Annotated in this window: 19 protein-coding genes and 6 pseudogenes; 18 read left to right on the top strand and 7 right to left on the bottom strand. The window is 51.3% G+C overall.

Annotation, left to right across the window (positions count from 1 at the left end; genetic code table 11):
• Positions 1-109: 109 nt before the first annotated feature.
• The 13 genes and pseudogenes from EH228_RS04835 to EH228_RS04905 form a co-directional block, all read left to right on the top strand.
• Positions 110-211 (top strand): annotated as a pseudogene (locus EH228_RS04835) (IS1 family transposase); the annotation flags it as partial.
• Between the two features lie 327 nt (positions 212-538).
• Positions 539-1,819: a beta-ketoacyl-ACP synthase II gene (fabF, locus tag EH228_RS04840; protein ID WP_152320553.1), complete on the top strand. Its 1,281-nt coding sequence runs from the start codon at positions 539-541 to the stop codon at positions 1,817-1,819.
• Positions 1,820-1,946: 127 nt separating this feature from the next.
• A pseudogene (locus EH228_RS04845) lies at positions 1,947-2,333 on the top strand (helix-turn-helix domain-containing protein); the annotation flags it as partial.
• Between the two features lie 86 nt (positions 2,334-2,419).
• Entirely contained in the window at positions 2,420-2,764 is a 345-nt protein-coding gene (gene tnpA, locus EH228_RS04850; protein WP_240116228.1) for an IS66 family insertion sequence element accessory protein TnpA, read from the top strand.
• 52 nt (positions 2,765-2,816) lie between these two features.
• A pseudogene (locus EH228_RS20430) lies at positions 2,817-3,971 on the top strand (transposase); the annotation flags it as partial.
• Between the two features lie 54 nt (positions 3,972-4,025).
• Entirely contained in the window at positions 4,026-4,361 is a 336-nt protein-coding gene (gene tnpB / locus EH228_RS04870) for an IS66 family insertion sequence element accessory protein TnpB (RefSeq protein ID WP_152320633.1), read from the top strand.
• A gap of 153 nt (positions 4,362-4,514) precedes the next feature.
• Positions 4,515-5,504 (top strand): annotated as a pseudogene (tnpC, locus tag EH228_RS04875) (IS66 family transposase).
• Between the two features lie 331 nt (positions 5,505-5,835).
• Positions 5,836-7,272, top strand: coding sequence for a circularly permuted type 2 ATP-grasp protein (locus tag EH228_RS04880; RefSeq protein ID WP_152320556.1), 1,437 nt, complete (start codon positions 5,836-5,838; stop codon positions 7,270-7,272).
• Positions 7,266-8,195: an alpha-E domain-containing protein gene (locus EH228_RS04885; RefSeq protein WP_152320557.1), complete on the top strand. Its 930-nt coding sequence runs from the start codon at positions 7,266-7,268 to the stop codon at positions 8,193-8,195. Before EH228_RS04880 ends, EH228_RS04885 begins: the two co-directional genes overlap by 7 nt.
• Positions 8,192-8,992, top strand: coding sequence for a transglutaminase family protein (locus EH228_RS04890; RefSeq protein ID WP_152320558.1), 801 nt, complete (start codon positions 8,192-8,194; stop codon positions 8,990-8,992). The genes EH228_RS04885 and EH228_RS04890 overlap by 4 nt, the downstream gene beginning before the upstream one ends.
• Before the next feature lie 17 nt (positions 8,993-9,009).
• Positions 9,010-9,720: a proteasome-type protease gene (locus EH228_RS04895; protein ID WP_152320559.1), complete on the top strand. Its 711-nt coding sequence runs from the start codon at positions 9,010-9,012 to the stop codon at positions 9,718-9,720.
• A 285-nt stretch (positions 9,721-10,005) separates the two neighbouring features.
• Positions 10,006-12,159: a carbon starvation CstA family protein gene (locus EH228_RS04900; protein ID WP_152320634.1), complete on the top strand. Its 2,154-nt coding sequence runs from the start codon at positions 10,006-10,008 to the stop codon at positions 12,157-12,159.
• A gap of 48 nt (positions 12,160-12,207) precedes the next feature.
• Positions 12,208-12,411 carry a YbdD/YjiX family protein gene (locus EH228_RS04905; RefSeq protein WP_152320560.1) on the top strand — a complete coding sequence of 68 codons (204 nt, stop codon included), beginning with the start codon at positions 12,208-12,210 and terminating at the stop codon, positions 12,409-12,411.
• Between the two features lie 59 nt (positions 12,412-12,470).
• On the opposite strand, the gene btsR is transcribed toward EH228_RS04905, so the two are convergent.
• Together btsR and EH228_RS04915 are read right to left on the bottom strand one after the other, a co-directional pair.
• Positions 12,471-13,190, bottom strand: a complete 720-nt coding sequence (gene btsR / locus EH228_RS04910; RefSeq protein WP_152320561.1) for a two-component system response regulator BtsR — start codon at positions 13,188-13,190, stop codon at positions 12,471-12,473.
• The gene (locus EH228_RS04915; RefSeq protein WP_152320562.1) at positions 13,184-14,869 is read right to left on the bottom strand and encodes a sensor histidine kinase; all 1,686 of its coding nucleotides are present in this window, start codon (positions 14,867-14,869) and stop codon (positions 13,184-13,186) included. Before EH228_RS04915 ends, btsR begins: the two co-directional genes overlap by 7 nt.
• Positions 14,870-15,550: 681 nt before the next feature.
• On the opposite strand from EH228_RS04915, the gene EH228_RS04920 reads away from it, so the two are divergent.
• A complete protein-coding gene (locus EH228_RS04920) occupies positions 15,551-16,300 on the top strand; it encodes an oligogalacturonate-specific porin KdgM family protein (protein ID WP_152320563.1) in 750 nt (249 codons plus the stop codon).
• A 343-nt stretch (positions 16,301-16,643) separates the two neighbouring features.
• Complete coding sequence (locus EH228_RS04925; RefSeq protein WP_152320564.1) at positions 16,644-17,927, top strand: acid phosphatase; 1,284 nt, start codon at positions 16,644-16,646, stop codon at positions 17,925-17,927.
• 146 nt (positions 17,928-18,073) lie between these two features.
• On the opposite strand, the gene EH228_RS04930 is transcribed toward EH228_RS04925, so the two are convergent.
• Complete coding sequence (locus EH228_RS04930; protein WP_152320565.1) at positions 18,074-19,387, bottom strand: M20 family metallo-hydrolase; 1,314 nt, start codon at positions 19,385-19,387, stop codon at positions 18,074-18,076.
• Between the two features lie 128 nt (positions 19,388-19,515).
• On the opposite strand from EH228_RS04930, the gene EH228_RS04935 reads away from it, so the two are divergent.
• On the top strand, positions 19,516-20,460 hold the full coding sequence (locus EH228_RS04935) for a LysR family transcriptional regulator (protein ID WP_152320566.1): 945 nt from the start codon (positions 19,516-19,518) through the stop codon (positions 20,458-20,460).
• Between the two features lie 48 nt (positions 20,461-20,508).
• Positions 20,509-21,366 carry a c-type cytochrome gene (locus EH228_RS04940; RefSeq protein ID WP_152320567.1) on the top strand — a complete coding sequence of 286 codons (858 nt, stop codon included), beginning with the start codon at positions 20,509-20,511 and terminating at the stop codon, positions 21,364-21,366.
• 138 nt (positions 21,367-21,504) lie between these two features.
• On the opposite strand, the gene ftnA is transcribed toward EH228_RS04940, so the two are convergent.
• From ftnA to EH228_RS04960, 4 genes and pseudogenes are all read right to left on the bottom strand, one after another.
• Positions 21,505-22,011 (bottom strand): non-heme ferritin, encoded by a 507-nt coding sequence (ftnA, locus tag EH228_RS04945; protein ID WP_152320568.1) that lies wholly within the window; start codon positions 22,009-22,011, stop codon positions 21,505-21,507.
• A gap of 572 nt (positions 22,012-22,583) precedes the next feature.
• Positions 22,584-22,718, bottom strand: a pseudogene (locus EH228_RS20800) (IS3 family transposase); the annotation flags it as partial.
• Between the two features lie 186 nt (positions 22,719-22,904).
• Positions 22,905-23,150, bottom strand: a pseudogene (locus tag EH228_RS04955) (Rpn family recombination-promoting nuclease/putative transposase); the annotation flags it as partial.
• Positions 23,151-23,360: 210 nt separating this feature from the next.
• A complete protein-coding gene (locus EH228_RS04960; RefSeq protein ID WP_152320569.1) occupies positions 23,361-23,579 on the bottom strand; it encodes a helix-turn-helix domain-containing protein in 219 nt (72 codons plus the stop codon).
• Between the two features lie 129 nt (positions 23,580-23,708).
• Between EH228_RS04960 and EH228_RS04965 the strand changes: the two genes are divergently transcribed.
• The gene (locus EH228_RS04965) at positions 23,709-23,924 is read left to right on the top strand and encodes a helix-turn-helix domain-containing protein (protein WP_152320570.1); all 216 of its coding nucleotides are present in this window, start codon (positions 23,709-23,711) and stop codon (positions 23,922-23,924) included.
• Positions 23,925-24,052: the final 128 nt, after the last annotated feature.

The following is a 24,052-nucleotide window of genomic DNA, read 5'->3' on the forward strand; positions in this document are numbered from 1 at the left end:
AAATCAGCGCCCATGCATCATCAGGGAAATCGTAACGAGCCAAATTGAAGAATTTCTTTGTAGTTAAACCATGAGCCAGATTGTACAAAAAATAGTTACGGGACACACTCTAAAACGACTGAACCGCAAGACACTGGGGTACTCAAAATCAGCTGAAATGCATGACAGGATCATTGGTACGTTTATTGAGCGTGAGCATTATGCATCATAATACCAATCACCATATTGAATACATAACCAAAAAATGACTTAAACACCAAAATGCTAATAATTTCATTTAGCATGAAAATAGTATTTTTGATTTAAAACAATATGTTAGAGCTCATCTTTAAATTATTCTTTCTTGATTAATACCAAGACCAACGGAAGCAACCTGTTATCAAAGCCGATTTTGGAGTGAAGTTTAGCTCATATGAGAAGTGTCAATTTATGTTTTAATTTTGAGCTTACACGTGTACACTGAAATCTTGATGTACCCTTTCATGCAAAAGCAACAAGGTCGCAAACCCAAAAACTATAGGTAGGAGTTGGTTCTCTAATGAATGGAAAACATGTAAAACGTGTCGTTGTTACTGGTGTTGGATTGGTATCGCCACTTGCTGCAAATAGCACTGTCTCATGGGAAAGATTACTCAAGGGGCTTTCAGGCGTAAAAAGATTACCCCCGGAGAGTTATGGTGATTGTCCGGTCCGCATTGCAGGAATTATTCCATCCTATGAAGACGACCCCATAGGTGGATTAGATATGAATCGTTACATTCCCTTAAAAGAGCAAAAAAAAGCAGATCGATTTATTCAGCTCGCTCTTGTTGCTGCGGAGGAAGCAATAAACGATGCCAATCTCTTACCTTTAAGCGATGACGAAAAACTAGATATAGCAACTATTGTTGCTACTGGTATTGGTGGTTTTCATTCGATTACTAATGCAGTAAATACTGTTGCTACAAAAGGAAGTAGAAAGCTATCTCCATTTACGATCCCATCTTTCATAGCAAACCTTGCAGCAGGACAGATTTCAATAAAATATGGCTTTAAAGGAATGATTGGAGCACCAGTTTCTGCGTGTGCGGCAAGTATACAAGCAATTGGTGATGGTTTCCGAGCTATTCAATCAGGATACGCTAATATTGCATTAGTTGGTGGCAGTGAATCGTGTATTAATAATGTTTCATTAGGAGGGTTCCACGCAGCCAGGGCTTTAACTACAAATTATAATGATGCTCCTGAACGTGCTTCTCGGCCATTCGATTCACAACGAGATGGTTTCGTTATGAGTGAAGGAGCAGGCATATTGATACTAGAAGACTTAGAGAATGCTTTAAAGCGAAACGCAAAAATTCTCGCTGAAATAATAGGTTACGGAACAACCTCAGACGCCTGGCATATAACTTCTGGTCCTGAAGATGGCTCCGGTGCAGCTAGATCGATGCAGAAAGCACTTAATGATGCTCATTTAAAAGCAGATGATATTGATTATATTAACGCTCATTCAACATCAACTTTTGTCGGCGATAGCGCTGAAATTGCAGCTATAAAAAGTGTATTTAATAACTCAAACACTTATATATCATCAACCAAATCTTCTACTGGTCATATGTTAGGCGCAGCCGGTGCAGCTGCAACAATATTTTCTATTAAAGCAATTAATGATGGAATTGCTCCTCCTTCAATAAATATTGATGATTTGGACGATAGTACTGATGGACTAAACATTATAACAAACACACCGAAAGAAACATCTATAAAAAATGTTCTTATAAATGGATTCGGGTTTGGCGGGGTGAATGCTTCATTAATAATTTCAGATTTTGTTAATTGATTTATAATTTAAGGTGCATTATCTATGCACCTTAAATGTATTGATCTGACACATGGCCTTGAAAGGTTGATAGTTACCGGTTTTGATATGGGGGTCGAAGCCTTATACAAAACACGAGGTAACTCTCATGCATCATACTACCAATCCCGTTATCAAACACAAAGCCGGTTTGCTGAACCTGGCTGAAGAACTCAGCAATGTGTCGAAGGCTTGCAAAATCATGGGTGTCTCGCGTGATACGTTTTATCGTTATCGCGAACTGGCTGATGAAGGTGGCGTGGATGCACTGATTAATCGCAGCCGTCGCACTCCTAACCTTAAGAACCGAACCGATGACCACTGAGCGGGCTGTGTTGTTGATTATGCTGTCGCATTCCCGGCTCACGGCCAGCACAGGACCAGCAACGAGCCGCGTAAACAAGGTGTTTTTATCTCCGGAAGCGGCGTTCGTTCAGTCTGGCTGCGCCACAGCCTTGAGAATTTCAAAAAACGGCTGAAAGCGCTGGAAGAAAAAGGTAAGCGTCCGGCAAACTCATATTGTTAACAAAACTCTGCTGCCACATGCTGCCTTCACTCAATAAAACGAACCTGAGGTAAAATATGGCAAAACGCTATTCTCACCTTGAACGGCAACAGCATCTCGACGCCTGGCAACAGAGCGGGTTAACTAAACAACACTATTGCCGGCAACACGATTTGAACCTGGCCACCTTTTATTACTGGCTCAAACATCATCACGATGACGCTACCGTGACCGCTCCCGCAGCATTCATTCCTGCGCGCCGGGTTATGCTAGGGAATAACGACGCCGACACGGTGACGCTCAACCTTCCCAACGGGTGTTCGGTCCGGTGTCTTCCCGCTCAGTTGCGGGCCGTGATGCAGGCCTTGTCCCTGTCCCTCAGTGTCAGGATAGTTGTCACCCCCTCTGAAAAATCATCCTGAGGGCAGTGGAGTGACAAATGAAACGAATTTCCCCTGAGCGAAGGCCGCGACGCTGGCTAAACTGCTGCCTCCTTACAACATGACCGTTTCCGCCGTTGCGCAGATGGAAGGAATATCTGAAGCTACCCTCTATAACTGGCGTAATCAGGCTAAACAGGAGGGAAAACCGGAGCCCGGTGCTGACAAAAACAGTGAACAGTGGCCTGCGGAGGCCCGCTTCGCCGCCATCGTGGAGACGGCCACGCTTTCAGAGGCGGAAGTGGCGGAGTACTGTCGTAAAAAGGGCCTTTATCCGGACCAACTGACGCAGTGGAAGCAGGCATTTTTACAGACCTCCGTGCCGGATGATAAGGCAGCCCTGAAGCAGAGCCAGAAACGCATCAGACAGCTGGAGAAAGAGCTGACCCGCAAGGAGAAAGCGCTGGCGGAGGCGGCCGCGATACTGGTGCTGCGAAAAAAGCTCAGGGATTACTACGGGGAAACCGACGGGGACGACTGACCCCGAAGAATGAACGTCAGCAGTTCATTCTGTGGATTAACGAGGCGGTAGCTGCCGGTGCCCGGTGTGCCGTTGCCTGCTGGGAAGTCAGCCTGAGCCTGCGCACCTGGCGACGCTGGCAAAAGCATCATGAGGATGGCAGAACGACAGCCGTCAGGCCGGTGCCCGTTAATCGCCTCAGTGCGGAGGAAGAGCGACAGATACGGGAGGTCTGCCATCAGCCGGTGTATGCGAGCCTGCCGCCCTCTCAGATAGTGCCGCGTCTGGCAGACAGCGGTATTTACCTGGCGAGTGAATCAACCTTTTACCGGGTGCTGCGCCGCCATGGAGAAGTCCATCACCGGGCTGCCGTCGGTAGTGCGCGGACGCTGGTACTATCTGTACCTGATTGAGGACGTGTTCAGCCGTAAAATCACCGGCGCGGAAGTGTATGAAACGGAAAGCGGCGAGCAGGCAGCGGCGCTGATGCAAAGGACGGTGTTGCGGGAGCGCTGCTGGCGACACCCTCTGGTACTGCACGCAGATAACGGGGCGGCAATGAAGTCACAGACGCTGCAGGTAAAGCTTGCAGAGCTGAAAATCACGCCGTCGCACAGCAGGCCGCGGGTGAGCAATGACAATGCGTACGTTGAATCACTGTACCGGACGTTGAAATATGTGCCGCAGTGGCCGTCGTCGGGCTTTAAAACGCTGAACCCGGAACGGGAAAAACAGGCAGCATAACGAACGTCAGGGGTGACAACTTCGTTGACACTTACCGCTGTGTTAACGCCGCAACACATCTGGCTGGCGTGGGAGCCGGTCGATATGCGCCGGGGGATTGATACCCTGACCCAATACATTACCGACCACCTGCACCAACCCTGGCAAGGGGAAGCCGCTTTTGTCTTCTGCAACAAAGCGCGCTCGCGTATCAAAGTCCTGCGCTGGGACAGGCACGGCGTCTGGCTGTGTCTTCGTCGCCTTCATCAGGGGCATTTTATCTGGCCGAAACAGGGGGATGTCGCCTGGATGCTGTCGCCGGAACAGTTCGACTGGCTGATGAAAGGCATCGACTGGAAACGCGTCGACGGGCTGGATTTAACTCAATGGAAATAAAGATAAAAATTAATTAAGGCATTGATTTTAAATGACAATAATATCCTTTCTTGATAAAATAAAGGCATGGATATCGACTTGCTGCTGACTTCACAAAACCCCGATGACCTGCGCTCTCTGGCGTTGAAATTACTCGCGGACCTTGAGCAGTACATGCAACGTAATCAGACGCAGGCAGGTTATATCCAGCAACTGGAAGAGGCGCTGAAAAATGCCCGTCACTGGCGTTTTGGCCGTAAAAGTGAAGCCTTCCGGGGTGAACAGCGCGGACTGTTCGATGAAGATATCGAGGCCGATGCCGCCGATATCGAGCAGCAGTTGGTCACATTATTACCCGAACCTAATGTGCTCCAGGCCGACGAAACCCCGCTGTCCATCCTCGACCCCGGCAAGGGTAAAACCCGGCGTGGTTACCTCCGGGCCTATATCACCGCCCGGGGTGCTAACCGGTCGATAGTGCTTTATGACTGTCAGCCGGGACGCAGCGGACAGTATGCCCGCGACCTCCTTGAGGGCTGGCGCGGCACCCTGGTGGTGGACGGTTATGCCGGTTACCAGGCGCTGTTCGACAGCGGCTAGGCACTTGAGGCCGACTGCTGGGCACACGCGCGGTGCAAGTTCTTCGAACTGTTCACTGCCAACAAAAGCCCGGTAGCCAAACTGCCTCTCGATGCTATCCGTGAGTTGTACAAACTTGAGCGTAAAATCAAACAGCGTCCGGCGGATAAAAAACGCCAGTGGCGACAGCGCTATGCGAAACCCCGGCTTGAGGTCTTCCATCAGTGGCTGGTGTCGCAACAGCCGCAGGCCGCGCCCAACTCCGCACTGCGCAAAGCGCTGGATTACACCCTGAAACGCTGGCCGGCGTTGCTGAGTTATCTGGACGATGGCCGGGTACCCATCGATAATAACCGCACGGAAAACTGCATCCGTCCGGTAGCCGTAGGCCGCAAGAACTGGCTTTTTGCCGGATCGCTGCGCGCCGGGCAAAGGATGGCGTCTATCCTGAGCCTGCTGGAAACCGCGAAACTCAACGACCACGATCCTTATATCTGGCTACGTGACGTATTAACGCGCTTGCCTACCTGGCCCAACAACCGGATCAGCGAGTTGTTGCCCTACGCCGAAAATAGCTTTAGCTGATATCGACCAGTCTATAATGTTACTTCAGTGGCGCAATGTGAGTTCGCCGAGCGGTTACATTGCTGGCACAACATAATACGTTTAGACGTCAGGCCGGTGGGACATTTTTCCTACCGGCTTTTTTCTGATTGAAATCAGCTCCCACGCCTTCAGGGATCAGGCTGGCGGCAGAATGCACCATGGTGGTGCTTCCGCCGCTCCGCGTTTTCTGCCTGAGACGCTATTTCACCTGAGCCGCAGTGCTCCGACGATGTCGTATGACTCGCGCGTCATCGTACTGGCACGCTTTGTGCACATCTCTAACAGGCTCACTGACGGTGGAAGGGAAATCATGAATCAAGGCTATGAACCCGTATCAGGCTTTTATGATGAAATGCTGTTGAGCAATGGCCAATATCGCCAGCATTATCGCGATTACTGGCACTGGCTGAAGCAGGCCGATCAACAGGCTATCGCCCACAAAAGAGAAGAGGCCGAACTGCTGTTTCACCGCGTCGGGATAACCTTCAATGTCTACGGACAGGATGGCGGTGCCGAGCGCTTGATCCCATTCGATAGCGTCCCCCGCATTATTCCGGCCAGCGAATGGGCAATGCTGGACCATGGCATCCGCCAGCGGGTACAGGTCCTCAACATGTTTCTCCACGATATCTATCATGAACAGCGGATTCTGAAAGCAGGGATAATCCCGGCGGAACAGGTGCTGGTCAACGATCAGTATCAACCCTGTATGCAGGGGCTGAATCTGCACCGTGATATTTACGCGCATATCTGTGGTGTGGATATGGTGCGTAATAGTGATGGCGAATACTACGTGTTGGAGGACAACCTGCGTACACCGTCCGGTGTTTCCTACATGTTGGAAAACCGTAAAATGATGATGCGGCTTTATCCGGAGTTGTTCGCGCAGCAACGTATAGCCCCGGTTGAACGCTATCCCTCTCATTTGTTGCAAACGCTGCGGGAAAGCTCGCCGGTTAATGATCCTGTGGTGGTGGTACTGACGCCTGGCCGCTTTAACAGCGCCTACTTTGAGCACAGTTTTCTGGCGCAGCAAATGGGGGTGGAGCTGGTGGAAAGCGCCGATCTGTTTGTGAAGGATGGCGTGGTCATGATGCGTACCACTGCCGGGCCATGCAAAGTGGATGTCATTTACCGCCGGGTGGATGATGCTTTTCTTGATCCGCTGGCCTTCCGGGCGGATTCGCTGCTTGGCGTACCGGGGCTGTTGTCGGTCTATCGCACTGGCAATGTGGTGTTGGCGAACGCGATAGGGACCGGCGTGGCGGATGATAAATCCATCTACCCGTACGTGCCGGATATGGTGCGGTTTTACCTGTCTGAAGAACCGGTCCTGAACAACGTACCGACCTGGCAGTGTCGCCGACCAGATGAACTGTCGTGGGTACTGGCTAACCTGCCGGAGCTGGTGGTGAAAGAGGTTCATGGCGCCGGGGGGTACGGCATGTTGATTGGCCCGGTAGCCAGCCAGCAGCAACTGGCTGATTTTCGCGCGCGGTTGTTAGCCCGACCAGAAAACTACATTGCCCAGCATACGCTGGCGCTCTCCACTTGTCCGACATTTGTTGAACAAGGGCTGGCACCCCGACATATTGATCTGCGTCCTTTTGCCCTCAGCGGCGCGGAAATTCGGCTGGTGCCGGGGGGATTGACGCGTGTGGCGTTGACCGAAGGTTCGCTGGTGGTGAACTCGTCTCAGGGCGGTGGCACCAAAGATACCTGGGTTTTGGAGGATGACGCATGCTGAGTCGCACAGCCAGTGGCCTGTACTGGATGGCCCGCTATTTAGAACGGGCTGAAAATATCGCCCGGGTATTGGACGTCACCAACCGACTGTCGCTGATGCCCGTACGCAACAGCCACGATGATGAGCTGCGGGTCCCGCTTAATCTGACCAGCACCAGTGAGCTGTTTTGGACGCTGAACGACAAGTTGGCGATGCCGCAGTTGTTTACCTTTTTTGTCCTTGACCAACGTAATCCCGGCAGTATTTTCAGTTGCTGGGAGGCCGCCTGGAATAATGCCCATGCGGTACGCGGCAGTTTGTCTTCAGAAGTGTGGGAGAGTATTAACTCCAGTTGGATTGAACTGCGTAAGCTGAACCGCAAAGGGGTGGACAGCCGTGGAGCGGATGCTTTTTTTGATTGGGTGAAAGAGCGTTCGCATTTGTTTCGCGGTGCGATGTTTGGCACGTTGATGCGTGGCGATGCCATGAGTTTTATTCGTCTTGGTACTCTGCTGGAGCGGGCTGACTGTACGGCGCGGTTGCTGGATGTTACGCAGTATCTCACCAGACAGGACGAGGATTCGGTACGGGAATATTACCGTCTTGACACGTTGTTACGTTCCGTCTCCGCTCGTGAGGCTTATCACACTATCTACAAGCAGCAACTGGCCAGCGCCAGCGTTAACGAGCTGCTGATCCTGCGCGAAGAAAGCCCGAGATCACTACGATCCTGCCTTGAGGAGATCGGCAAACAGTTGGATTTGATCGGCGGAAGTGGGGAAAACCGTCCCCGTTTGCTGGTGACGATACTGCATGCCGCGCTGCGCTTCAACAGCTACGAGACGCTGATTAGCGCTGGATTACATGACTGGCTGCGTAATTTCCTGAGCGACTTGAACGATATTGCCGGAAGTATTCAACAGACTTACCTGGAGGCCAAATGAAACTGGATATTGCCCATAAGACGTGCTTCAGTTACCAGAGCCTGGTGAAACAGAGCACCCAGTACCTGCGCCTGACCCCGCAGGATTCAGTGCATCAGACCATCATTTCCTGGGAGCTACGGCTGCCCACGCAGGCGATGTGCACCACCGACACTTATGGCAACGTGTTGCATGTGCTGACGCTGGATACGCCGCATCAATCGATTGAAATTGAGGCGCGGGGTGTAGTGGAAATCCTGGATGAAGAGGAGACGACGGCCGATCCGCACAGCGTGCTGTCGCCGCTGGTGTTTCTGCGGAGCACCCCGCTAACCCAGCCTGATCAGGCTATTCGTGAGTTCGCCTTGCGCTATTTCCGTCCTGAAGCGCCATTGCCCAGCCTTGAGCGGCTGATGGGCGAGTTGTTGTTGAAAATGCCTTACCAGCCGGGGAGTACGTTGGTGACCGATACGGCGGCGAAAGTATTTGCGGCGGGCACCGGGGTTTGCCAGGATCACAGCCATGTGTTTCTGGCCTGTTGTCGTAGCTTGCATATCCCTGCTCGCTATGTGAGTGGTTACCTTTATACTGATACCGCCGGGCATGTGGCGACTCATGCCTGGGTCGAGGCCTGGGTCGAGGGGAGCTGGCACAGTTTTGATATTACCAATAATACCCGCAGTACCCGGCAGCACCTGAAGCTGGCTGTCGGAGTGGATTATATGGATGCCTGCCCGGTCAGAGGAATGCGGCTGGGCGGCGGAAGTGAAGACATGTTGGCAGTGGCTGCGGTGCAACTGGTTAATTCGCAGCAGTAAATTGAATCAGGCAGACTATGACTTACTGTGTGGCAATGCGTTTATCGTCAGGAATGATTTTTGTCTCCGACTCCCGTACTAATGCGGGAGTCGACCATATTTCGTCATTCCGTAAGCTGCATGTTTTTCAGCAGGATGATGAGCGAATGCTGGTACTGCAAAGTGCCGGTAATCTGGCGACCACCCAAAGTGTATTGAGCCTGCTGCGACGGGGTTGCGAGGATGCCGCCAGACCTAATCTGATGAGCTGTACCAATATGTACGATGTCGCCCTGCTGGTGGGGGAAACCTTGCGGGGGGTTATCAAACGTGACGGTGAAGAGTTTGGCGGCACGTTGCTGCTGGGCGGACAGATTAAGGGGGAGGAGCCGCGACTGTTCCAGCTTTACCCCCAAGGCAATTTTATTGAGGCGAGCACTGATACGCCCTATTTCCAGATTGGCGAAAGCAAGTATGGCAAGCCGATTATCGATCGCGTGCTACGTTTTGATACGCCGCTGGATCAGGCGATGCAGTGCGCGCTGATTTCGATGGATTCCACGCTGGCGAGTAACATCTCGGTCGGTTTGCCGCTGGACGTGATGATGTATCACGCTGACAGTTTCAGTACGGCGCAGCAGTACCATATTACCGAAAGACATCCCTACTTTTCGCAGATCCGTCAGTTGTGGAGTGCCGGATTGCTCAGCGTCTTTGCGCAATTGCCCCCATTGCAGCTCGACGATTAAATCACGTTATCATCACGCATATCCCGGCATTATTCATCGTGCGCAGTGTGATGCCTGTCAACTATTTCACGTGCTGAAAAACAGCGGTATACCGCTGATGGTGACAGCGTGCCGCTTAACCCGGATAAACAACCGTTCAGCTATTTATCCTCCTGCCAGAAGAAAAAATTGGCCACAATAACGACAGTCTGGCGTGGCTGTATCCTCCTGAAAACGTTGTTTGGGTCAGTTGGACGGTCCGCTTCCGTGGTTTGGTTTTTAATCTGATATCAGGCTTCGCAAATGATGATGAGTAAAAAGATCGTTCGACATCTTCCCTGGGCGCTGATCGGGATAATTGGCGCGTTCTGTCTGGCTACCGTCGCCCTGCGTCGGGGCGAACACGTCAGCGCACTGTGGATTGTGGTGGCGTCGGTTTCGGTATATCTGGTGGCGTACCGTTATTACAGCCTCTATATTGCGCAAAAGGTCATGCAACTGGACCCGACCCGCGCGACACCCGCTGTCATCAACAATGACGGCCTGAACTATGTCCCCACGAATAAATTTGTGTTGTTTGGCCACCATTTTGCGGCGATCGCCGGTGCGGGTCCGTTAGTGGGGCCGGTGCTGGCCGCGCAGATGGGGTATCTGCCCGGGGTGCTGTGGCTGCTGGCCGGCGTGGTGCTCGCCGGTGCGGTACAGGACTTTATGGTGTTGTTTATCTCTTCTCGCCGCAACGGCGCTTCGCTGGGAGAAATGGTCAAGGAGGAAATGGGACCGGTACCGGGAACGATTGCCCTGTTTGGCTGCTTTGTCATTATGATTATCATCCTGGCGGTATTGGCGTTAATCGTGGTGAAAGCGCTGGCCGAAAGTCCGTGGGGGGTGTTTACGGTCTGTTCGACTGTCCCTATCGCGCTGTTTATGGGGATTTACATGCGCTTTATCCGCCCAGGGCGGGTCGGGGAAGTCTCGGTTATCGGCATTCTCGCGTTGGTGGCGTCAATCTGGTTTGGCGGTGTTATCGCTCACGACCCGTACTGGGGACCGGCGCTGACTTTTAAAGACACCACGATTACCTTTACGCTGATTGGCTATGCCTTTGTTTCTGCGTTGCTGCCGGTTTGGTTGATACTCGCGCCGCGTGACTATCTGGCCACCTTCCTGAAAATTGGGGTGATAGTCGGGCTGGCGCTGGGGATTATCCTCCTCAATCCTGACCTGAAAATGCCTGCCCTGACCCAGTATATTGATGGCACCGGCCCACTGTGGAAAGGCGCGCTGTTCCCGTTCCTGTTTATCACTATCGCTTGTGGCGCGGTCTCCGGTTTCCATGCCTTGATTGCCTCTGGTACCACGCCGAAACTGTTGGCGATGGAAACTGAAGCGCGTTTTATCGGCTACGGAGCGATGCTGATGGAATCTTTTGTGGCGATGATGGCGCTGGTGGCCGCCTCCATTATCGAGCCGGGTCTCTATTTTGCCATGAATACCCCACCGTCCGGGTTGGGTATCACCATGCCCAATCTTCATGAACTGGGGAGCGACGCGGCGCCGGCGATTATGGCGCAACTGCATGACGTCACTGTTCATGCGGCGGCGACTGTCAGTAGCTGGGGTTTTGTGATTTCACCTGAACAAATCCTGCAGACCGCTAAAGATATTGGCGAACCGTCGGTGCTGAACCGTGCGGGTGGGGCGCCGACATTGGCGGTAGGGATTGCGATGGTCTTTCACAAAATCGTTCCGATGGCGGATATGGGTTTTTGGTATCACTTCGGTATCCTGTTTGAAGCGCTGTTTATCCTTACCGCGCTGGATGCGGGTACCCGTTCTGGCCGCTTTATGTTGCAGGATCTGTTGGGCAATTTTATCCCGGTACTGAAGAAAACCGACTCGCTGGTTGCCGGGGTAATCGGTACCGCAGGCTGTGTCGGCCTGTGGGGATATCTGCTGTATCAGGGGGTGGTCGATCCGCTGGGTGGGGTAAAAAGCCTGTGGCCGCTGTTCGGTATTTCGAACCAGATGCTGGCGGCGATAGCGCTGGTGCTGGTGACGGTCATCTTGATCAAAATGAAGCGCAGTCGTTACGTCTGGGTGACGGTCATTCCGGCGATCTGGCTGCTGGTTTGCACCACCTGGGCTCTGGGGATGAAACTGTTCAGCAGCAGGCCGGAGATGGAAGGATTCTTCTATATGGCGAGGGAATACAAGGCTCGCCTGCTGGCTGAGGGCGCGCAACTGAGCGCCCGGCAAATGGCGGATATGAGCCATATTGTGGTCAATAACTATACTAATGCGGCGCTCAGCATCCTGTTCCTGGTGGTGGTGTACAGCATTATTTTTTACGGTATTGGCGCGGCGATGAAGGCAAGGCGTTCTCCGCAGCGTACTGATAAAGAGACACCTTATGTCGCCATCCCTCCAGAGGGGGTGAAAGTCTCTTCTGGTCACTGATAACCTTCCCAGCCCTGCTCTGGCAGGGCTTTAACTTCAGGAATCATTATGTTTGTTCATTTAGGATCAGTCAGCAAATCCCTTAGCCATGCGGCCAGGATGCTGGTCGGGATCCCGGATTACGATACCTACGTTCAGCATATGAGGACCCGGCATCCGGATAAACCGGTGATGAGCTATAAAGAGTTTTTCCGTGAGCGCCAGCAGGCGCGTTACGGTGGAGACGGCAAGGGCGGCATGCGCTGCTGCTAATTACTGATAGCGCAGGACGAGCGAACAGAGGCAGTTGCCGCAGGCACTTTTTTCTGCTTTCAAAGACCGAGATTTTTTTTCAGCAGTTTAAGATAACGACGACTGACCGGTACGGTCAGTCCACAGCGTAACCGTAGTTCTGCCTGACCGTTGTCTTGCAGACGAATCTCCTGCAGCTGCGCCATATTCACCAGATACTGGCGATGGCAACGCAGCAGCGAGGTCCGGTTCTCCAGTGTGCGTAACGTCAGTTCGGTCAGCCCTTCTTTACCCTCATTATTAGTGACATAAATTCCACTCAGACGGCTGCTGACAAATGCCACCTCATCCATCTGCAGCAGATAAATCCGGCTATGTCCGCAGCAGGGAATAAACTGCAACGGTTGCTGACTTTCTGGCAACAGTGAAATAGCCTGGATATGCCGCTCCTGCCGCAGACGGGTCAGGGTTTTGCGCAATCTATCGGCGGCCAGCGGCTTCAGTAAGTAGTCAAAGGCTTGTTCTTCAAACGCCTTCACCGCGTAATGATCAAAAGCGGTCAGAAACACGATATAAGGGCGATGATGGTCATCCAGCATCGCCACCATTTCCAGCCCGTTGATCTGTGGCATCTGAATGTCCAGAAACAGAACGTCCGGTTCAAGTCGGCGTACGGCACCAATCGCCTCAATGGCATTGGCGCACTCACCGACGAGGGTAATATCACGTTCATCCTCCAGCAGGATGCGCAGGTTCTCCCGCGCCAGCGGTTCATCATCGACAATCAATACCTTTAGCATGCTTCCTCCAGCGGCAGTCGCAGGTAGATACGGGTAAACTTTTCCTGCTCGCAGTGGATGCTGATGCCATAATTGTCGCCAAATTGTGCCCGTAAACGTTTATCCACCAGCGTCATCCCTAATCCTTTGCTGTCAGTTTGTGGCTGATACAGGCCGGCATTATCTTCAATGGTCAGGAGCAGATGCGCTGCTACCCGCCGGGCCTGAATAACGATTTTCCCAGTGCCAAGTAGCTGGGACGTCCCGTGTTTAATTGCATTTTCAACAATCGGTTGCAGGCTGAAGGCCGGCAACTGATGATGCGCCAACTCCAGCGGGATCTGCATCTGTACCGTCAACTGTGCCTGAAAGCGCGCTTTTTCAATCTGTAAGTAAGCATTCACATGCTCAATTTCATCCGCCAGCGTCACAATTTCTGATGGTCGCTGGAGATTTTTACGAAAGAAGGTCGACAGATACTGTACCAGCCGTCCGGCCTGCTCTTGATCGCGGCGGATCACCGCCAGCAGTGTATTCAGCGCATTGAACAGGAAATGGGGATTGACCTGGGCATGCAGTAGTTTAATCTCAGCCTGCGTTAGCAGGGTTTTTTGCTGTTCAAACTTACCGGCCAGAATCTGGGCTGACAGCAACTGCGCGATCCCTTCGCCCAGCGTGCGGTTGATTGAGCTGAACAGACGATTTTTGGCTTCATACAGTTTGATGGTGCCGATAACCCGCTGATTTTCTCCGCGTAGTGGGATAACCAATGTGGAGCCCAGTTTGCAATCAGGATGGATAGAACAGCAGTAAGGGACCTCATTACCGTCAGCGTAAACCACCTCACCGGTGGCGATGGCCCGCAAGGTATGCAGCGAAGAAATGCCTTTGCCGGGTAAATGGTGGTCATCTCCTGTACCGGTGAAGGCCAGCAATTTTTCCCGGTCGGTGATAGCGACCGCTCCGGTTTTCAGTTCGGCATAGAGCACTTGTGCCACTTTCAGGCTGTTCTCTTCATTAAATCCCTGGCGCAGGATCCCTTCGGTGGATGCGGCCACCTTCAGGGCGACAGCAGAAAAGGCCGAAGTGTATTTTTCAAACATGGCGCGTTTATCCAGCAGAATCCGCATAAACATCGCGGCGCCCAGAGAATTCGTTATCGTCATTGGCGCGGCGATGTTTTGTACCAGATGCAGCGCATCCTGAAATGGGCGGGCAATCAGCAGAATGATCACCATCTGCAGCAGTTCAGCAACAAAAGTAATAGCACCCGCCGTCAGTGGGCTGAAGATTCTATCGGGGCGTCCTGTTTTGAAAAGCCAACTGTGCATCAGACCACCCAGCAACCCTTCGGTGATGGTGGAGGCCATGCAACTGAGTGCGGTCATCCCGCCGAGGGAGTAGCGGTGCAGTCCGCCGGTCAGACCGACCAGTCCGCCGACCAGTGGACCGCCCAGTAGCCCGCCAATCGCGGCTCCAATGGCGCGGGTGTTGGCGAGAGAGTCCGCAATATTCAGGCTGAACCAGGACCCCATAATGCAAAAAATGGCGAAGGTGACATAGCACAGTAGCTTGTGCGGCAGACGTACTGTCACCTGCATCAGGGGGATGAACAGGCGCGTTTTGCTCATTAGCCAGGCGATCACCAAAAACACGCACATCTGCTGTAACAGCAACAAAACCAGTTTTACTTCATACATAGCCAGTATCACGTTGGCGAAAAGAGGCAACATACGCCGAAATAGCGGTAAATTGTGCGGTGAGTGGAATAAAAATGTTGAATCGTGATCTCCGTCGTCATGTCCGTTCACGATGATGAGATTTGAGCTCGTTGTTCGCCGGCGCGTTTGTCCTGCAATGTGGGGCTCGGGGCCAGAGTTGTGGGGCAATATTCCTCTTGAAAAGGAGGTTGATGTTACAAAATACAGTCCATTAATGCGATTTTAATTAGAGATTTATATCTACTTTAAATAAAATTGAAACAACATTTCATTTTTATGATTAAGGTCTGCTTATTCTTTATGTGAGTGCCATTTTTCTTTCTTTGATGGCAAAAAACAGAAGGTTGGAGATGAAAAAATAAAGAGAATGGACAAATGTTTTTATCGATGTCTGATTATTATATTTTTTAATTATTTAAGGTGGAATAAGACCGTGTCGCTTTGCGAAATGGTCGCTACCATTTGGCGTGTGTACCGATTAATCGGGAATTATTGTTATCCGGTAATAATATATTTCCCTGGAAAAACAGGGGAGGATGTGATGTACGATGTTATTACTTTCAGTGCGTGATGCTTATAGGGAAATAGACTTGTTTTAGGTGGATGGGCTGAATAAATACATGGACATGGACGACAATAAGGTAAATGAGGATGTGAAAAATGAAAATATCCAATAATGGGCTATTTTTTATTGTTTTGTTTTTTTCATTTTATGGTAGCGCTTATGCTGATGTGGATTTAACGAATGTTTCGTTTGATTATCGTCATGAGTATCGTGTACGTGACAGGACACATTTCGACAGGTTGTTATTTTCGACAACCTTACCGGCTAATTATTCTTTTTCTGCTGATGTTAAATTTAAAACGGGTGGTTCCAATCCTGTGGATAAATATTACCAGGATGAGGTTCTTAATGCTGTGGAAATGACATTGGCGAAAACGTACCAAATAGGAAATTGGAAAATCATACCGTTGATACAGCCTGAGTTTAACTCCAGCCGTACTGAATGGAAATTCGGTGTTTCTCCCTGGTATACCATCAATGAACACTGGTCTATCGGTGGGTTGTATCGTCTGGAATTAACAGATTATGCCCATGACAGTGTCTGTGACACAGTTGGTGTGGTTTGTACCACGAATAGACATCGCACGGTCAACCGGGTGGATGGGTATTTCAGTTATTCACAAGACGACTGGCAACTGGTCTACAAAATAATCTATCAGCACGGTGATGAAGATCTCTTCGCCAATAAACATTATAATTACGAACAGGAGTTGCAATTTAATTATTTTATGGGGGATAAAAAAGAGTGGTCTCCCTATATTACTTTTGGTGATATCAATCGTTCATCAATATCCAGCGAACGGCAATTGCGTCTGCGTGTTGGCGTAGTCTATGCTTTTAAATGAAATAGACTGTCATGCTTCAAGCCGCAGGTGTGTTGGTCGCACCTGTGGTCCCCCCCTCTTTCCCTTGTTTTTATGATCTTGGTTGTGCCCACATAACGCCGCACATTCATGCTCGACGTCCTGTCATGCCGACCTGCGCAGTCGAAATGCCCTCTCTTGACAGTGTTCCTGTGGTAGCAAATGATTGATGCAGGATATCGATAATGTCGTCGGGGCCGCAGAGGTGTGAGGTCATATGTTGCTGATCATTTGATGACGAAACTCATTGTTGTCATATTTCTGTCACACTTATCTTCCAGCATAATTGTTATCTCTCATCCACTCAATTTTATAAGGAACGGTAATGCGTACACGTTACTCACTGTTGGCGGTCGCTTTGCTGGTTAGCCAACTGGTTCAGGCAAAATCAGTCATTATCCCTCTGGATCAAATTAACGCGATGGTGGACAGCACCACACCCGCTAGCGATAACGCGCAGTTCGTCGCGTTTTCCGCCACCATTCAGCAGGCGCTGATCAACGCGCTGAAAGGGGATGCCAGTACATTGACCCGCGCTCAATTAGCCGAAGCAAAACAGAGCAAGCCGCTTGTTGATAAAAAATGGCTGCAGGACAGCGGCTATGATTTCGATAAAAAATCGCTCCAGCAGGCGGATATTAAACTGCTGGATGCCTTCCCGGCCCTGCCGAAAACGACTATTGCCGCCAGCCTGAAAACAGTGGAAGAGGTGAACCTGAATGCCAGTCAGGGGCAACGGACGCAGGCGTTGATCGATGCTGAAGGGCAGAATTACCTGTTTTTCCTTGCTGATGCGCTGGGGCCTAAATTGGGGCAGGCGTTTTTGAATGCTTATAACAAGGGGGAGATTGGCAAAGCCGCTGCGTTGATTAAAGCCAGCGAAGTGGGAACGGGAGCGGCGAAAAAAGCGTTCAATAATCCACGTCCGTTCCTGATCCCTGGCAATACCATTCACCTGGTACCCGATACCGCCGTTGTCAAAGACAACATGCCTTATCAGGCGACGCAAGGTTCCTACCCAAGCGGTCATACCAACACCGCCTATACCGATGCTGTGTTATTGGGGGAGATGCTGCCTGAACGTTTCGTCCCGCTGTTGGATCGTGCGGCTCGCTACAGTTATTCCCGTATGGTGCTGGGAGTGCATTACCCGATTGACTTGATAGGGTCGAGGATGGCGGCGCAGCGTAATGTTGCTCATTACCTGAATGACCCGCAGTATCGCGTGTTGTTTATCGACGCGCGTCAGCAGTTGCGCACGGCACTGGAAAAAGAGTGCGGTACCTCACTAGCCGTCTGCGCTAAACCGCAGGGCGCGGCAGATCCCTATACCGCGCCGCAGATAATAACTTTCTATAACCTCTCCATGAGCTGGAATTTGCCGCGGGAAAAAGTGCTGCCAGCACCACTGGTCGTGCCTGAGGGGGCGGAAGTGCTGTTGGAAGGGCCATTGCCAAACCTCAGCGCGGCCCAGCGTCGGCATCTGATGGTGTCAACGGCGCTGGAGGCGGGTTATCCGCTATCGGGTTCCACGCCGGAGCAGAATTTTTGGCAGCGTTTGAATTTGTCCGCAGCTGCCAGCAGCGGTCAGCATATTTATGGCGGTTGAACAGATAATTATCTGTCGTTTTTGGGCGGATGAGTTCCGCCCTTTTTCGGGGCCGACAGAGTGGAAGCCCAATCTGCAACAGGAGGTCGCCAGGTTGTTTATGGCGACCGCCGTTGTCGTTTTCAGCCTGCTCTGTGCGTTAACGGCTATTCTTTCCGAAAATGTTGAATATTGCAGGCCAGCGTCACCAGGGTTTTCACCGCAATGGCGATCACCTCTTCATTGAAGTCGAACTTCTCATTGTGGTGCCCGGCGCTCAGTTCCGTACCGAAAATAAGGTAGGATGCCTGGCCGCCCATTTCTTTTACCCGTTCCATCATATAGGTGGCGTCTTCTGAACCGGCGGCCTGTTCTTTGCTGTCAACCAGCGAGGTCAGTTCGGGGATCTGACGGGCTTGCTGGCGGATGTAGTTAACCCAGGGTTGAGTGGGTTGACTACTGCGGGCGGCGCCCATCAGCCTGACCTCATGCTGTACGCCATACATTGTCGCCGCACCGGCCAGAACCTGAAGCGCCTGTTGATAGATAAAATCGTTGATTTCATTGGTTGCTCCGCGAGTTTCCACCTTCATCAGCGCATGATCAGCCACCACATTCCGTCCGCTCCCCCCTTGCAACACGCCGACGTTAATCCGTGAACTGCCCGCGCTATGTTGCGGTAGAGTATGCAGTGCTAAGGTCGCCTGAGCGGCGGCCAGCAGGGCATTTTTTCCTTCCTCTGGTCGCGCTCCGGCATGTGAAGCGACTCCCCGGAATGTCACGTCCAGCTTGGTGGTAGCGAGGAAACTGTCACAACCACAAATCAGTTCTCCCGCCGGGATGCCAAGACCAAGATGGCTGGCCGTGAAGAAATCCACATCATCCAGCACGCCGGCCGCCACCATTGATTTCGCGCCACGCGTGCCTTCTTCCGCCGGCTGGAAAATCAGTTTAATGGTGCCGCACAGCCGGGATTCAAACTGTTTCAGCACATGCGCCATGCCGATGCCGATACTGGTATGACCGTCGTGACCGCAGGCATGCATCATACCGACATTACAGGAAGCAAAGCCTTCGGCAAACGGCCGGTGATCCTGCGCCAGCCGTTCTGACATATCTAACGCATCCATATCCACACGGAATGCCATCACCGGGCCAGGACGATCGGTTTTCAGTGTGGCGACGATGCCGCAAAACCCGCCGGAAAAATGAGGCAGCCACTGGGGCAGCGCCCCTTGCTCAATAGCCCGTTGTTCCTGCTGCGCCAGTACTTCAGCAGAAGGCAGACCCATGCGGGATTCGGCATCGATAACCTCTTTACCTAACTGTAGAGAATAGCCCAGGCAATGTAGCTCTTCGGCCACCAGCGTGGCGGTACGAAACTCCAGCCAGCCGGATTCGGCAAATTTGTGCAGGTCGCGTCGCCAGGCCTGCAGACGTGGCGTTATTTCTCTCACAAAGTCATCAACAGCGTGATCCATTCTTTTACCTCTCGGGGGAGCGACTACAAGGTGGTGTTTTTTTCGACTGTACACACTGGCGGCACAGGGCAGAAGATGACAATATCTTTATATTGATAAATAACAGTTATCACTGTGCCCGGAGCGTTATGCCTGCAACGATCAAACTTCATCAACTCAGAGCCTTCGTTGACATTGTCCGGCAGGGGAGCATTCGCGCCGCCAGCCGGGCGGCCAATCTGTCGCAACCCGCCCTGACCAAATCGATCCAGGAACTGGAGTCAATTCTTGGCGCACGGCTGTTGGTACGCCGTCGACAGGGGGTTGAACTGACTGAAATGGGGGAGGCCTTCTTTCAGCGTGCCAGTCTGATTTTGCAGGAGTTGCGTGTGGCGCAGGAGGATATTCAGCAACGTCTGGGGCTGCGCGGTGGTGCGGTGAGTATCGGGATTGGGGGCAGTATCGCCAGGACGGTGATGCCGCAGGTGATAACTCAATTTCATCGCCAGTTTCCTGATGTTAAGGTGCGAATAGTGGAAGGGCAACTGGTGTCGATGTTGCCTGAACTGCGTCAGGGGGCGCTGGATTTCACTATCAACAGCTATGACCAAAGTTATCTGGATAATGAGCTGAACTATGAAAAGCTGATGGAACGTGAGTATTGCGTGGTGGTGCGTAAAGGGCATCCACTGGAGCATGCCGCTTCACTGGCGGAGCTACAGCATGGCGACTGGACCATGCCAACGCCGAAAGGCAGCCATTATCGGCTCCTGCACGAGCGCTTTAGCGGCATGGGGATGGCACCCTCGATCAAGGTAACCTGTGAAACGTTTATGGCCTGTACCAGCCTGGTGGCGCAGAGTGATTTTATTAGCGTCCTGTCGCGGGACGTGATGGCAGATCCTGTCCTTGGCAATCAACTGGTAGCGTTGAATATCAAAGAAAAAATACCGCCAGCGGTGTTTTATTTAATCCAGCGTAAGGATACCACGCTGACCCCAATGGGGGCTCACCTCGCCCGACTGTTTCGTCTGTACTGCCGTGGCGTTAAATTTCCGCCCAGTGAGAGGCAGGTTCTCGCTGCCGATGAGTAAACAACGCACGATTGCCGGCTCTGGCGCATTAAGGTCAGATGTCAGCAAATGTTGCGCTGTCTGTTTTTCAGACCGCCATCAGATAAAACGGTTCTGCCGGACAGCAGTCAGAGTGCGGAATGGAACCGGGGGGCTTATCTGGTCCAGGGACTGGGGCACTGCGGCAGTTGCCATACGCTGCGCGGGATTGGTTTTCAGGAAAAGGCGCGGGATCAGCACAATGCGGCTTATCTTACCGGTGGAACGCTGGAGGGCTGGCATGCACCGGATCTGACCAGTAATCAGCAAGAAGGTCTGGGGAACGGGTCTCAGCAGGATATGGTCAATTTTCTGAAAACCGGCTGGACTGGCAACATCGCCGCCTTTGGCGCGATGACCGAGGTGATTGAGCACAGTACCCAGTATCTTAGCGACCAGGACCTGCAGGCGATAGCGGTCTACCTGAAGAGTCTGAAATCATCTGACCCGCAAGCGCAGGTGCCCAAAGCAGATGAGAGAACGCAGGCAGCGTTGGTAAAAGGGGATATGAGCCAACCGGGAGCACAAGTCTATATGGATAATTGCGCAGCCTGTCACCGTACTGACGGTAAAGGTTACCGCAATACCTTCCCGGCACTGGCCGATAACCCGGCTTTGTTGAGCGACGATCTGTCATCACTGGTCAGTATCATATTGCGAGGCAGTAAAGCCGCTGTTACTGATCAGGCGGTGAGCGGATTAACCATGCCGGATTTTGCCTGGCGTCTGGATGATCAGCAAGTCGCGGATCTGTCGACCGTCGTACGCAGAAGTTGGGGCAACAATGCTTCTGCGGTTACCGTGGATCAGGTGAAAGAACTGCGCAAAATAGCCCCGCCTGTTGTGCGCAAAGAGCCCGACCAACAGCAAAAGCCACCAGGGCAGTAGATGTGAGGTGAAAGCCTGATACAGGTCACCTTAAGGTGGCCCGTATCAGGTTTAAAGTACGATATATTCTGGCCGCTTATTGGACGGATATTAAAGCGTTCCGTTTTATGCCGGCATGCGGAAAACACGAACTGAAACTTAAGCCGGAGTGCTGCCAGTGGTCATCTTCATCAGGTCTTTATCCACGAAGAACAACGCCTTACCGCTGGAACCGACCAGGGCCAGTTTATCCAACAGCGATTTGAACAGTTTTTCTTCTTCATGCTGTTCAGACACATACCATTGCAGGAAGTTAAAGGTAGAGTAGTCCTGAGTCGTGATGGCCGCGTGTGCCAACTGGTTGATTTTAACCGTAATCAGTTGCTCATGTTGATAAGCCTGCTCCAGCACGTCGTTGAGAGAGTTAAAGGCCACAGGCGGTGCGGCGATAGTGCCCAGAATTGGCATGGCGCCAGTATCGCTCAGGTAGTTAAACAGGCGCTGCATATGTTGCATTTCTTCCGTCGCGTGTTCACGCAGAAACGCGGCGGCACCTTCAAAGCCTTTATCGGTACACCAGGCACTCATTTGTAAATAGAGGTTGGCAGAGAAGAATTCGAGGTTTAACTGATCATTCAATTTCTCAGTCATTTCGGTGGTCAGCATAGCGACTCCATATTTAAACAGGGAAGTTAGTAAGAATAGTTAAGTACATTATGCATGACTGTTACAGAAATAAAAACTGTTCATCGGTGTTTTTATGCAGAAAGTCATTAACTTAACACCATGAAAGATAAGTGATAATTATTATCGCCATCATTAAAATCATTCCTGTTTTTAAATGGTTTTGATAACCATTCTTATTATTGTTTTTCGATAGGGAAGGAACGAAAATAATTATTTTTCCTGGGTTGATTAATGTCCCTCCTCTAAAGAGAGAGTGAGACGCATTTATTTATCATCAGATGCTTGAGAATGGCCTGTGCTGTTTTCACCCGATGTTAATGCGACAGGACATTTATCTCTCACGGAGATACCTTGATGTTACTTTCGACAATAATGATCAACGGGTAAACCCGCTAATGATGCGTCTGATCGGTGATGTGGTTGGTGTGGCAAAGCTATTCGAGTGTTGTGGATGGCGGGCTTCCGCTTCATCCGTATACGCTGGCAGTCTGGGATTGTTCACGCTCAGAGACAGAGGAGGATTGCTGATTTTTACTCCGCCAGTTGTATCACTGCGATTCATACAGATTGAGCTCGCGGGCTGCCGCAGCGATACCGATACGTTCAGCGAGCTTCAGGGCTTCCTGACGAAATTCGGGGGGATGCTGCTTACGGGGTTTCTTCGTGGTTGATGCGGGTTTTGTCATGTGAGCTACCTCCTGGTTGAGAGTTTACTCACTTAGTGGCGTGTCCACTATTGCTGGGTAAGATCATACCACCGGTGATGAAGAAAGATATCCGGCCAGCAGTATGGGCGCCAGTCTGTCCACCCGTTCTGCCAGGTCACACTGATGGATAGGTTTTTGCCGCAGGGTCAGGGCGGCCATACGTCTTTTATGGCCTGCTTCGAGATGGCGTTGCATCGCCGTTATGGCATAGCGCATTAGCCGAAACGCCATGTGTTTATCCGGGGTCGACTGATGCTCGATCAGAACGTGGGTATCGCCATCGCCGGCGGTGGTTTTCAGGCTGTAAAGCACACCGCTGAAGTACTGGCGGAAGTCCTCTTCCACAAAGGCGCCTGATTCCAGCTTGAGGTGCTTTGGTTTTTTTGTCGTCTTTTGGGTAAATGATTTCAGATATCAATCCGGTTACCGGTCAAAATGCCCGCGTATTTTGAACTGTATCGCTGATGTTGCCGCCACTGCTGTGGATTGCCGTCTGTGAGGCTTATATCAGATAAATAAATTGATGTGGGGAGATGAACAGAAAAGACGTTTTTTACTTTTAAATATCACTTGAGCTGTTTTTTATTTATTTTTGGAAATTATTGATTATATTTTTCCAAATCAAAACTCTATTATATTTTTAATTTCAATTTCTAATCCTTCGGCAAGAATAGCGATGACTTCCAGCGTCGGATTACGCAAACCACGTTCAATGCCACTGATATAAGTACGATCCAGTCCACATTTATGTGCAAGTGCTTCTTGTGACAGGCCGGCCTGGAGCCTGAGAAACTTTACCCTTTTACCAAAAAGTATTTTTGTGGCATGCAATTTTTCCATGCGTTCAGCATTGCGTTTTGCAGTCTATTAGTCCACGGACTATTAGTCACATTTAAACAGCGTTATGGAATATTGGTGACTTATAGTCCACAATCAGGATCTTTTTTAAGCTTCATGCTGAGATGAATTATGCGTAAACAGGATTGGCACCCCGCAGATATCATTGCGGGGCTGCGAAAAAAAGGAACTAATTTATCGGCATTGTCCCGTGATTGCGGACTGGCATCTTCCACTTTAGCCAATGCATTGCGTCGCCCCTGGCCAAAGGGGGAAAAGTTGATTGCCGAGGCGCTGGACGAAAAGCCAGAAAATATCTGGCCGACACGCTATCAGAAGAAACGTTAGTGTCTGTTTACTGACGGCGGAAAACCCCCTCGTTTTCCGGTGCCTTTGATTATTTCTGTCATGTCTGACGGCCTGTGGTTGGCTTTGCTCTGCCAGCCATACGTACCGCCCTGCTGTGAAAACCGCTT

This window comes from Erwinia endophytica, from assembly GCF_009295515.1.
Taxonomy (GTDB): domain Bacteria; phylum Pseudomonadota; class Gammaproteobacteria; order Enterobacterales; family Enterobacteriaceae; genus Erwinia; species Erwinia endophytica.